The 12,236-nt window shown below is 36.4% G+C and carries 12 protein-coding genes and 1 other annotated feature; of the genes, 6 read left to right on the forward strand and 6 right to left on the reverse strand.

The features are described 5' to 3' along the window. Positions 1-8: 8 nt before the first annotated feature. From mutS to C7K43_RS07520, 6 genes are all read right to left on the reverse strand, one after another. Complete coding sequence (mutS, locus tag C7K43_RS07495) at positions 9-2,594, reverse strand: DNA mismatch repair protein MutS (RefSeq protein WP_124006304.1); 2,586 nt, start codon at positions 2,592-2,594, stop codon at positions 9-11. Further along, complete coding sequence (locus C7K43_RS07500; RefSeq protein WP_124006305.1) at positions 2,578-2,964, reverse strand: YlbF family regulator; 387 nt, start codon at positions 2,962-2,964, stop codon at positions 2,578-2,580. The genes mutS and C7K43_RS07500 overlap by 17 nt, the downstream gene beginning before the upstream one ends. A gap of 25 nt (positions 2,965-2,989) precedes the next feature. Then, complete coding sequence (locus C7K43_RS07505; RefSeq protein WP_124006306.1) at positions 2,990-3,787, reverse strand: TIGR00282 family metallophosphoesterase; 798 nt, start codon at positions 3,785-3,787, stop codon at positions 2,990-2,992. 232 nt (positions 3,788-4,019) lie between these two features. Further along, positions 4,020-4,820, reverse strand: coding sequence for an HAD family hydrolase (locus C7K43_RS07510; RefSeq protein WP_124006307.1), 801 nt, complete (start codon positions 4,818-4,820; stop codon positions 4,020-4,022). An 83-nt stretch (positions 4,821-4,903) separates the two neighbouring features. Next, on the reverse strand, positions 4,904-6,037 hold the full coding sequence (locus C7K43_RS07515; RefSeq protein ID WP_124006308.1) for a 5-methyltetrahydropteroyltriglutamate--homocysteine S-methyltransferase: 1,134 nt from the start codon (positions 6,035-6,037) through the stop codon (positions 4,904-4,906). A 59-nt stretch (positions 6,038-6,096) separates the two neighbouring features. Further along, positions 6,097-6,349, reverse strand: a binding site (T-box leader). Between the two features lie 80 nt (positions 6,350-6,429). Continuing rightward, positions 6,430-7,227 carry a formate/nitrite transporter family protein gene (locus C7K43_RS07520; RefSeq protein WP_124006309.1) on the reverse strand — a complete coding sequence of 266 codons (798 nt, stop codon included), beginning with the start codon at positions 7,225-7,227 and terminating at the stop codon, positions 6,430-6,432. Positions 7,228-7,927: 700 nt separating this feature from the next. On the opposite strand from C7K43_RS07520, the gene rpsD reads away from it, so the two are divergent. The 6 genes from rpsD to C7K43_RS07550 all read left to right on the forward strand — a co-directional run bounded on the left by rpsD (position 7,928) and on the right by C7K43_RS07550 (position 12,231). After that, positions 7,928-8,539, forward strand: a complete 612-nt coding sequence (gene rpsD / locus C7K43_RS07525; protein ID WP_124006310.1) for a 30S ribosomal protein S4 — start codon at positions 7,928-7,930, stop codon at positions 8,537-8,539. A 389-nt stretch (positions 8,540-8,928) separates the two neighbouring features. Continuing rightward, the gene (locus C7K43_RS07530) at positions 8,929-9,795 is read left to right on the forward strand and encodes an ABC transporter ATP-binding protein (RefSeq protein WP_124006311.1); all 867 of its coding nucleotides are present in this window, start codon (positions 8,929-8,931) and stop codon (positions 9,793-9,795) included. A gap of 1 nt (position 9,796) precedes the next feature. Continuing rightward, complete coding sequence (locus C7K43_RS07535; RefSeq protein WP_124006312.1) at positions 9,797-10,669, forward strand: ABC transporter permease; 873 nt, start codon at positions 9,797-9,799, stop codon at positions 10,667-10,669. A gap of 27 nt (positions 10,670-10,696) precedes the next feature. After that, entirely contained in the window at positions 10,697-11,164 is a 468-nt protein-coding gene (locus C7K43_RS07540; RefSeq protein WP_124006313.1) for a LytTR family DNA-binding domain-containing protein, read from the forward strand. A gap of 11 nt (positions 11,165-11,175) precedes the next feature. Next, positions 11,176-11,577, forward strand: a complete 402-nt coding sequence (locus tag C7K43_RS07545; protein ID WP_157977738.1) for a DUF3021 domain-containing protein — start codon at positions 11,176-11,178, stop codon at positions 11,575-11,577. A 114-nt stretch (positions 11,578-11,691) separates the two neighbouring features. Further along, on the forward strand, positions 11,692-12,231 hold the full coding sequence (locus tag C7K43_RS07550) for a biotin transporter BioY (RefSeq protein ID WP_124006315.1): 540 nt from the start codon (positions 11,692-11,694) through the stop codon (positions 12,229-12,231). Positions 12,232-12,236: the final 5 nt, after the last annotated feature.

Here is a 12,236-nt window from a genome sequence, read left to right on the forward strand (position 1 = left end):
CCTTCTTTCTATTCTTGTACCGATTGCTTCAGCTCGTATAATTTATTCAATGCATCTAGCGGGGTCATATCCAAAACATTTATAGCTTTTAACTGCGCCAATACATCAGACTCTTCTTCTGTAAAGTCATTAAATAAAGATAATTGTTGATCTTGTTCGGAACTTTCTGCAACTGAAGTTTCTTTGGGAATACCCTGATTTTGTAGTGTCTTCCCTTTTTCCAATGCTTGTAAAATGGTATCTGCTCTTTTTAGTAATTCTTCGGGTAACCCAGCAATTTTTGCTACATGGACCCCGTAACTTTTATCTGCTGGGCCTTCCATCATTTTATGCAGGAATACTAGATCGCCATCTTTTTCGACCGCACCTACATGAATGTTTTTCAACTGTGACAGTTCATCTTGTAAGACCGTTAGTTCATGGTAATGAGTAGAAAATAATGTTTTAGCACCAACATGTTGGTGGATATATTCAATAATTGCTTGAGCTAAAGCCATGCCGTCATAGGTAGCCGTTCCTCTTCCTAGTTCATCAAATAAAACTAGGCTGTTAGGGGTGGCATGCAATAACGCTTGATTAGCTTCCATCATTTCAACCATAAACGTACTTTGACCGGCAATTAAATCATCACTTGCTCCAATCCGAGTAAAAATGCGATCAAAAATTGGCATAACAGCAGATTCTGCTGGAACAAAGCAACCCATTTGAGCTAAAATCACCGTTAAAGCCAGTTGTCGCATATAGGTGCTTTTCCCCGACATATTCGGCCCAGTAATCAATAATATCAACGTTTCCTTGTCCATCTGGATAGAATTCGGAATATACTCTTGAGCGCCTAAAACTTTTTCTACTACTGGATGACGACCTTCCACTATATTCAATTCTTTACCGTCACTTAATTGCGGCCGAACATATTGATAACGTTCACTGACCACAGCAAAACCTTGTAACACATCTGCTTTACTAATCATTTTTGCTAAGCGTTGCAACCGGTCAATTGCTTTTTTGACTTCTTTGCGCACATTTAAAAATAATTCATATTCCAAATCAACAGATTGTTCTTCTGCTTCTAAAATCAGTTTTTCTAATTCTTTTAATTCTGGCGTAATAAAACGTTCTGCATTGGTTAAAGTCTGCTTTCGTTCATAGATTCCCTCTTCTAGATTCGCTAAATTAGCTTTAGTAATTTCAATATAGTAACCAAAAACTCGGTTATAACCTACTTTCAAGTTTTTTATACCGGTTTTTTTACGTTCTTTAGCTTCAAGTTCAGCAATCCATTGTTTCCCATTACGCATCGCTTCACGGTATTTATCTAATTGTTCATTAAAACCATCTTTTATGACATTTCCTTCAGTAATAGATAAAGGGGCTTCTTCACTAATAGATTGACCAATCAGCTCCACTAAGTCTGTCATTGGCTCCATACCCTCTAAAGTCTCAGTCCATTCCCCTTGATCGATCCCTTGTAAAATCGTACGAATGGCAGGGATTTGTTCTAATGAAGATTTCAATTGCAATAAATCTCGGCCATTGACATTGCCAAAAGCCACCCGTCCTGCTAAACGTTCAAGGTCATAAACCTTGGTCAAAGCTTCTTTTAAATCTTCTCGTTCAAAAAAAGCTTGCAGTAAACTTGCTACTTGGTCTTGCCGTTTTATAATTTCGCTTTGTTGAATCAAAGGACGATCCAACCATTGTTTTAACAAACGTCCGCCCATAGCAGTTTTAGTTTCGTCTAAAAGCCATAAAAGTGTCCCGTGTTTTTTACCCGTTCGAATAGACTCTTTTAACTCCAAATTGACCTTTGAATAATGGTCCATTTTTAAATAATGATCCACTTCATAACTTTGAGCTTTTTGGATATGATCCAGGCTGCGTTTTTGTGTTAAAGAAAGATATTGCAGTAATTTCCCAGTGACCTCTTTTTCCAAATCAGACACAAGCCCACTTGTTAAAAACTGAAATTCAGCGTTGGGTTCGTACTCTTCTTGTGACGAAAATACAACACCCAATCGTGTTTTTAACGTTTCTTTTAGTGATTCAGGTATTTCATTACTAGTTAAGACAATCTCTTTTGTCTGCAATGAAGAAGCTTCGTTTAACACGCTTTCCTCATCTTGCAATAGGGTACTACACAATTCTCCTGTCGTTAAATCAACATAGCTTAGTCCATATTGGGTTTTGTTAAAAGCCAACGCGGTTAAAAAGTTATTATCTTTTGCACTTACGCCCTTGCCTTCCATTAAAGTTCCGGGCGTAACTAATTGGATGACTTCTCTTTTAACCATGCCTTTAGTTGTTTTAGGATCTTCAACTTGCTCACAAATCGCCACTTTATAGCCTTGTTCAACTAGTATATCGATGTAATTTGACGCTGCATGATAAGGCACACCGCACATTGGAATAGGATCTTCAGCATTTTTATTGCGGCTAGTTAATGTTAATTCTAATAATTGCGCTACTTTTAAGGCATCATCATAAAATAATTCATAGAAATCACCCAAGCGATAGAACAAAAAAGCATCACGATATTGATCCTTGATGCTTAAATATTGTTCCATCATGGGTGTGTTTTTAGTCTTTTGAGGCATTCGTTTCTTCCTCCTCGATAGCATCGTTCACTCGTTTTTCAAAGTTCTCGGTAATATAATGCAAAAGATCATTGGCATCCAAGATTTTTTCGCGATATCTGATGACTAAAGGATGCGTTTCATACTCTTTTTTTAATCGGTCAATTTCAGCATTCGCTTGTTTTTCTGCTTCTGGTTTATCATAATGAGCAAATTGTACCGCCGCTTTTTGGACCTGTTTTATCTGCTCTTCTAAATCGTTTAATTGTTCATTTTGCAACGCTCGTTGTTGAATTTCTTGAAATTCTTTAATGGTGTCATGTTCACCTAATAAGTCAACTAAATGCTCAAGGGCTGCTTGTATTTCTGGTTCTTCATTTAAAAGGTCCAAAATTTACACCTCTATTCACCACGTTTTATGCTAAAAATGGTTGGTCTTCATTTATCAAAATCGGTTCGATACTTTTAGTAGTGCCGCTACGTGGATCAACCTCAATTAGACAAGCAGATAAAACACTACGTCCATTTTCGACCACTTCAAAACGTTTAGGCAAGGCCGTGATAAATTTTTCAATGATTGGTTCTTTTTTCATCCCTAAAATAGCATCATACGGACCTGTCATACCCACATCAGTCAGATAAGCAGTGCCACCCGGCAAGATCCGTGCGTCATTGGTTTGGACATGCGTGTGCGTACCGACTACAGCCGAAACACGACCATCCAGATACCACCCCATTGCCTGTTTTTCACTGGTAGTTTCTGCGTGAAAGTCAACGAATATGTAGGAAGTCCGCTTGGCAGCTATTTTAACAAGTTCATCTGCTTTTTCAAACGGGTCCTCAATATCTGCCATAAATGTGCGGCCTTGCAGGTTAATCACTGCCAATTCGATATCATTGACTTTCACAAAAGTAATTCCTGTGCCAGGCGCTTGTTTAGGGAAGTTAGCAGGACGGATCATTCGTTTAGCTTCTGAAATAAACTCAAAAATATCACGATTATCCCAGGCATGATTGCCTAATGTCACGACATCAATTCCCTCTTGTAGAAATTTTTTATAAATTTTTTCGGTGATTCCTCTGCCACCTGCAGCATTTTCACCATTGGCAATGGTCACTTGGGGGGCATATTCTTTTTTTAGTTTCGGCAAATATTCAGTGATCGTTTTTCTACCCAAAGACCCCACAACGTCACCTATAAATAAAATCCGCACACAATCTCCTCTTCTCTTTTTCTATCTTTTTCCTATTATAATCGTTTTATGTTTTAAAAAAAAGGTTTTGACTAGATTGTAAAATAAAACTTGAAAATTACCGCTTGTCTAATAACAAGAAACCTTTATACTTACTTCTACAAAAAGTGATTTTACTTGGTTTGTCATTAGCTGTTGATAAAAAAAAGACTTGTAAAGCTAGCTATTACCAGCTTTACAAGTCTAAATTTGCTTACGCTCTTTTTTTAACTGCTCTGTTTAAAAAGCCTAATTCATCCAATGCTTGCCAAATACCATCATGATCATTGTCATCTGTAATACGATCAGCATACAAAGCAACTTCTTTGGGAGCATTCCCCATTGCCACACCACAACCGGATGCTTGCAACATTTCGCGGTCATTCATACCATCGCCAAAAGAAACAATATCTTCTTGATCGATCCCTAAACGATGAGCGATCTCAAGAATCGTTGCAGCTTTAGAGCCACCTTTGGGAATCACATCTACGCCATTTTCATGCCAGCGCACAAAAGACAGATTAGGATATTTATCGTCAAAATAATTTTCCAATGATGTATCATAAAACGCTAGTCCTTGATATATATCTTCTCTTTGCGGAAAGCTATGATCTAAGTCAGGGGCAACAGAGCCCACTGAATGCATAGCGTTTTCTATAGTTGCCAAATTAAAAGAAGTATTCCGTTTATAAGCGTCAATCCCGACAAAGACAGTATCAATGCCTAAACCATTGGCTTCTTTTACAAAATGTTGCATTTCCATTCTGGGTAGTAAGTGTTTATAAACTTGATGATGATTTAAAAAAGCAGCTGACCCATTGCAAAGGATATAATTATCAAATTCTAATTGATAAATCAAATCTTGCGCCAAAAAACGTGTACGTCCCGTCGCCAGCGTTACAAAATGGCCTGCACTTCTTAGTTCTTGGAGTGCTTCAATGGTACTAGCTAAGGGACGCTTGTTCGAATCTAGCAATGTTCCGTCAATATCAAAAGCAAATAGTTTTCGTTTCATCGTATTGGTCAGGCTCTCTTTCGCTAAAATTTATGTTCACTTAATACTTAATCATAAATTTTAGCTAAATTCAATGGTCTTGTTTACTGGCCCCAAACTTCTTGGGTAATTTCAATGATTAAACGCAATTTGTCCCATTGTTGTTGTTCCGTTAAAATATTTCCTTCTTCAGTAGATGCAAACCCGCATTGTGGGCTGAGATTCAAACGTTCCAGTGGAACATATTGACTTGCTTCACGAATTCGATTGACAATGGCCTCTTTATCTTCTAATTTTCCGCTTTTGCTCGTAATTAAACCTAAAACAACTTGTTTTTCTTCTGGTACAAAACGTAGTGGAGCAAAATCTCCTGAGCGATCATCGTCAAATTCCAAGAAAAAGGCTTCCACATTTTCCTTACCAAACAAAGTTTGCGCAACTGGTTCATAACCACCTGAAGTAGCAAAAGTTGAATGATAATTGCCGCGACAAATATGAGTGGTCACGTGCAGATCTTCTGGCAGATCTTTTAATGCGGCATTATTTAACTGCAAATATTGCTCTTGGATTTCTTGCGTGTCGTAGTCCTCATTGGTCATATTTTGCCAAAAACCTTTATCTACCAACATTCCCCAGGTACAATCGTCCAGCTTCACATTCCGACAGCCTAGGTTATACAACTCTAAAATCGTTTCCCGATAAGCTTGAGCGATGTCTTGATACAAATCATTGCGATCGGAGTAATATTGGTCAATTTTTTCTTCGTTTTCTCCACGAACCAATTCTGCAAAAAACTGAGCCGGCGCTGGGATACTTTGGCGTACTTGCACATCTCCATTAGCAAGTTCATGGGCAAAGCTAAATTCCTTAAACACCGGATGATTGGGGTTAAATTTGACTTTCCCTTCCAAACGAGCAGAATCTGCACGCGTTTCTTCACCATGGAAAAGATAGCCTTGGTCCATGATATTATGTTCGACACCGGCTAATCCCCAGAAAAAATCTAGATGCCAATAACTACGTCGAAATTCACCATCGGTAATATATTTTAAGCCAATTTCTTTTTCTTTAGCGATTAATTTCGTAATTTCTTGATCTTCTACTTCCTGCAATTCTTGATACGAAATTTCTTTGGCGCCAAACTTTTCTCTAGCCTCTTTTAACGCTTCTGGTCGTAAAAAACTTCCTACAATTTCATAACGATTCACTGCATCTTGACTGACTACTTGTTGACTCATACTATCTCCTCCTTAATTTTGATTAAAAAATAAAAAAATCCTTAAAAGACAATTTGTCTTTTAAGGATGTAATAAACATACATGGTACCACCTTGGTTTTGTAAAAATATCGCTATTTTTACCTCTGTCTCCAATACGCTATAGTTATTTAATATTGAATTCTTGATAACGGAGAATACCGTGTATTCCTATTTTTTTCAGAATACCCACTCTAAAGCCATTTTCAAATTTGTGTCTTTCGCTTCTTTTCAGCTAATGAAGCTCTCTTTTAGAAATCCAAACAAATTCTACTTTCTTTATCGATGTGTTTTTAATATGTTATAAAGGATCTTAGCAAACCTGCGCTTTGTTGTCAACAATCTTCAGAATATTTCCATATTTTGTATCTAAGCTTAATCTACGTAGTCAGACTTCGTATTGTTTAACCAAGCGTAAACCAGACCAATCACCAGGCCGCCTCCTATGTAATTACCTAGTAATGCAAACAAAATATTATGGATAAGATTTGCTGTAGTCATTGTGCTTATTGCCCCATGCGAAGCAAAATAACCTAACGAAAATGCGGGGAAGTTTGCGATAACGTGTTCGTATCCTAAAAAAGCAAAGATAAAAATAATAAAGATAATGGCTAAAACTTTGCCTGCATCATCTTTCATTCGCAGACTAACTAAAACCGCTGTATTGACAACAATATTAGCAAAAACACCTTCAACTAAAATTTGAATTGTTGATTTCTCTAATTTATCCGCCAGCGAAGTAAACATGAAATTATCTGCTGGCAAATTTTGAAACGTACCCGTTAATGAAATTAAATAACCAAAAAAAATGCCACCAATTAAGTTAAACAAAATACAGGTAAATAAAATCTTCCCCGCTATTTTGATATCTATTTTTTTACGATATACCCCTACAGTCATGTAAAGCATATTGGAAGTACCTAATTCTGCATTCATATATAAAATCATTACTAATGACCAGCTGAACATAAACGCATATAAAAATTTACCAGAGCCTGGCGCTACTTCCTCTGCTTTCATTGCTGTACCAAATGCGATCGCCGTTCCTAATGTTAAAAATAAACAAGCTAATACTGCACGAACCGCATAACGCGTGTAGCTGCTCTCAATTAAATCTACCTTTTTTATAATTGAAGAATCTATTTTTTCAAATAATGCTGATATCGAATTCATTTCCTTTTCCACCTTTACTGTTTACTCCACGCTGGCTTGCCAACCATCGTATATATTTTAATGAGCTGGCATAGTTTTGTAAAGCAGTTTTGTGAAAAATAACACTTCCCTGAAAACGACCCTTATTTTTTTATTTCCTTACTTTCAGAATTCATCTTTGGCTGTTTATAGAATTTCCAACAAATTTTTCCTATCGCTTTTACAGTTAAATAAACAGGAAGAAGCATCATTTTAGAATCCCTTGTAAATCTCATGGAATGAATCCTAAAAAGACAAGCATAAAAAGTTTTTATTTTTTATTAACTGTCTTTACACCAACTTAGAGACAGTAAACTTGTTTACTATTCCTTCTTTTACTGGCTTGGAGCTGCCTCCTTGTTTGCGGTCCCTTGCTCCATCGAACTGATACCGATGAATACGTTGTCCTTGATTTAGCTAATTAAAAAAATAGTTTGTAAAACAAGTCCAAAAATGAGCAGCTATAGGAAATTTCTTGACAGAATGCTTAATATCAAGGTATAATACTCTTCGTGTAAAATAATGCAGCAGAGGTATAATAATTCGTCACCAGTTCGTCGCCTAATCAGGTTCAATTGCGTAGCCGCGGCTGCAAAGGTGAAGATTGAAGAGCGAACTACACGTATTATGAATATTTCATCGGATTATTTTACTCCAAAAAATATTATTGGAGGAATCTTTAATGTCTCGTTATACAGGACCATCTTGGAAAGCTTCCCGCCGTTTAGGTATTTCTCTATCCGGTACTGGAAAAGAATTAGCTCGTCGACCTTATCCACCAGGACAACACGGACCAACTAGTCGTGGTGCCCGTTCTGAATATGGTTTGCAATTAAATGAAAAACAAAAACTACGTCGTATGTATGGATTAACTGAACGTCAATTCCGTACATTGTTTACAAAAGCAAGCAAGATTAAAGAAGGTAAACATGGTGTTAACTTCATGATCTTACTAGAACAACGTTTGGACAACGTAGTTTATCGTTTAGGATTGGCAACAACTCGTCGTCAATCACGTCAATTAGTTAACCATGGTCATATTACAGTTGATGGTAAACGTGTGGACATCCCTTCTTATCATGTAGAAGTAGGACAAGTCATTAGCGTACGTGAAAAATCAAAAGAAATGACTGCAATCAAAGAAGCTGTTGAATCTGTTGTAGGTACGCCTGCTTTTACTAGTTTCGATGGTGAAAAACTAGAAGGTTCACTGACTCGCTTACCAGAACGCGAAGAATTGACACCTGATGTTGATGAAGCATTAGTCGTTGAATACTACAACCAATTGCTGTAAGATTTTAACGATAAGATCAAAGCCTTATGTGATAAGGTTTTGGTCTTTTTTTATTGTTTAAAAGTCTGATTGCTTTATACAATAGCTAGCAAAAACTCACAAACTTTATCTCCGTCTTCTTTATTTGAAAAATCTCAGCATTAAATGCTAGCAGCATTCTTCAACTAAGTTTTCTTGTGTAAACTTATGCCCCCCTTTTTTAACACAATATTTTTCAATTTTCTTACAATCTATCCTTTTAACCTTTTTGTCATCGCAAAATTTCATTTACTCCCATACTTTTAACCTATACATTTTGCCACTTACCAACTGAAAAATACCACTCATCTTAAAACTCCAGACAAACTGCATTTATTTTGCTACATTCTGCTTGAAAGGTGGGAAAATAAATGATCTTAACAACCGATAATCTTACAAAAACTTATGGGAAACACATCGCTATTAATCATTTAGATATAACGATAGAAAAAGGAAGTTTAACGGCTATTCTGGGTCCAAATGGCGCAGGTAAATCAACTACAATGCAATTATTAATTGGATTGACACAACCAACAGCAGGTCGTATTTATTATCAAAAACAAGTTAAAATTGGCGTAGTTTTTCAAACAAGCGTCTTAGACAAAATGTTGACTGTACAAGAAAACTTACAAATACGTGCCCGGCAATACCATGAAGTTGCATCCACTAAGGTTAAACAATTAATTGAACAATTGGGATTAACTAGTTTTTCTCACCAACGATATGGGACATTATCGGGCGGTCAAAAACGGCGCGTAGACATTGCTCGTGCCTTATTAAATGAACCAAATGTACTTTTTTTAGATGAACCGACCACGGGTTTAGATATCCAAACGCGTTCAGCTATTTGGACTTTGCTAAAAAAATTGCAAGTTGAACAAAAACTAACAATTGTTCTGACGACGCATTATCTAAATGAAGCAGATGATGCCGACAAAATTTATATTATCGATCATGGTCTATTAATCGCTCAAGGTTCTGCCAAAGAAATCAAACAGCATTATGCAAATAATGTATTAACAATTATAACTAAACCGCAAAACGAATCAGATTTATCAATTGAAAAAGAAATTCCCATCCTTAGTAAGCAAGAAAATAAAATCACTTGTTTACCCCAAACATCGCAACAAACCATCAAATTGCTCGCAAAATATCAAATGTTTATTCAAGAATTTGAATTTCAATCTGGAACCATAGATGACGCATTTATGAATTTAACTGGAAGAGAGGTCCGATAAAATGAGCGCATTAATAACACGTAATTTACTTTTATATTTTCGTGATCGCCCCGGCATTTTATTTTCGTTATTAGGAGCATTTATTTCATTCGTCCTTTATTTAATCTTCTTAAAAGAAACCATGGCAGAAGATTGGTCAAAGATCTCCCAAACAAATCAATTGTTAGATACTTGGCTAATTAGCGGTACACTAACGATTACGGGTATCACAACGACCCTTTCCAGCCTATCACAACGGATCAAAGATCGAGAATCTCAAGTTGACCAAGATTTATCTTTAACCGATATTAGCGGGTTACGCTTACGCCTAAGTTATTTGTTAAGTGCTGCGTTTATAGGTGCTATCATGCAAATCCTTTTATTTAGCGTCATGTTTACCTACTTTTACTTTACTAACCAAACCGTCTTTTATTGGCAGCAATTACCTGCTATTTTGTTCTTGATGATTTTTAATTCTCTATTAGCAGCTGTTTTAAATGATCTTATGATTCAATCTATTAAAACCGTTGATAATGTTGGCAAATTCGCTACTATTGTTGGAACGGCTGCAGGATTTCTGGTAGGGACTTATGTTCCTATCGGAGCGTTGCCCAGTTTTGCCCAAACGCTGATGAAATTAACACCTGGAAGCTATATCGCTTCTTTGTATCGTCAAATCTTATTAAGCCCCACATTAACTGATACTTTTAAAGGAAGTTCTTCTGCCCGCGAGCAGTTCACAGAATTTATGGGTGTACGCTTAAGACTGTCGCAATTATTGACATTCCAGCAAACCTACATCATACTCGTAGGTATTCTCATAATCACTTTATTTCTGGTATTATTTCCACAATGGCTTAAAAACTATAAAAAACAACAAAGGCTATTTCGCTAATATTTTTTGAGAAAGAGGGGGCTAAATTTGATTAAGTGTCGATTTGAAAACGATCCGCAAGTTTCTTCTACAGAACCTGAGGTCGTTGTCCGAGCAGCTAGTAAAAATGCGCAAGTCCAAACTTTAATTGATTATATCGAGCAATACCAAAACCAAGTATCGCAACCTAAAATCTTAGCTATAAAAACAGATGACCAGCTTACTATGCTTAAAATTGATTCCATTGTTTTAGCAGATATCCAACAGTCAACACTTTTAATCTATACTACTGAAGAAGTCATCACGACAGCAGAAACATTGGTTCACTTTGCTAAACGGGTCGACAATCCTAATTTTATCCAGATTTCAAAACATGCCTATATTAATTTAGATCATCTACTTTCTTTATCAGATAGTTTTTCCGGTAATATGACAGCCACGCTTACTGAAAACATTAAGACTGATGTCAGCCGAAAATATGTAAAATCACTCATGCAACATTTGGGAATTCGATAGGAGGACTTATTTTGAAAAGATTACTGCGTTACGCTATTATCGGAATCGGTTATGGATCATTTTCTTACTTACTAATATTAATGTTACACATTCAAGACGTACCGCCAACTAGCGTAAATATTTTTAGTATCCTACTGATGAGCGCTGGAATTGGTATCCTCTCGATTCTATTTGACATTGAGAATTTAAATTTCCTGACCGCTTTAGGAATACATTTTTTTGCTACTTTAGCTTTAGTGATTACTATGATGCTTTTTAACGGATGGATCGATTCGGTCATAAACAGTGTTGGATTCTGGCTCATATTCCTTACTATTTATATTGCGGTTTGGGCACTTTATCGCATTCAGCTTTATCTTAATGTGGAAAAAATAAATCGTGTACTAGCACAACACCGCAAAAACAAACAATAAAGAAGGAACAGTTAACGTTTTTTGTTAACTTTTTATTTACAGCTGGTTAACATCATGATATATTTTATTATGTCAACCATTAAAAAAATATAAGTTTACAAAAAGGAGGACAAGATGAAGTTAACCTTACACGAACAGTTAATGGCAGCAACATTTGCCGGTATCATCGCTATTTTTTCTCAGATCATCCTCCCTATCGGTGTTGTACCTTGGAGTTTACAAACTTTCATTGTCGGTTTGTCGGTCACATTATTGGGTAGAAAAGTCGGTACCTGGGCTGTTTTAATTTATTTTTTACTTGGGTTAATCGGCTTGCCTGTTTTTGCCGGTGGTGCCAGTGGAGTAGCTGCCTTGTTTGGTCCAACAGGCGGTTATCTGATTGGATTTATTTTCACTTCATTATTGATAGGCACTATGATGAAATACACAGAATATACCTATTTTTGGACCATTACTGCTAATTTAGCAGGTTTCCTACTTGCTCTTTTTTTCGGTACGGTTTGGTTAAAATTTGCTGCTGGGATGACTTGGCCAGCTGCTTTTGCTACAGGATTTCTAGGATTTTTATTCCCAGAGATTGTAAAAGCAATCTGCTCAGGTTGGTTCAGCGTTTTATTAATCCATCGTTTACCACAAAAATTTTTTAGCGTTTAAATAAA

This window comes from Tetragenococcus koreensis, from assembly GCF_003795145.1.
Taxonomy (GTDB): domain Bacteria; phylum Bacillota; class Bacilli; order Lactobacillales; family Enterococcaceae; genus Tetragenococcus; species Tetragenococcus koreensis.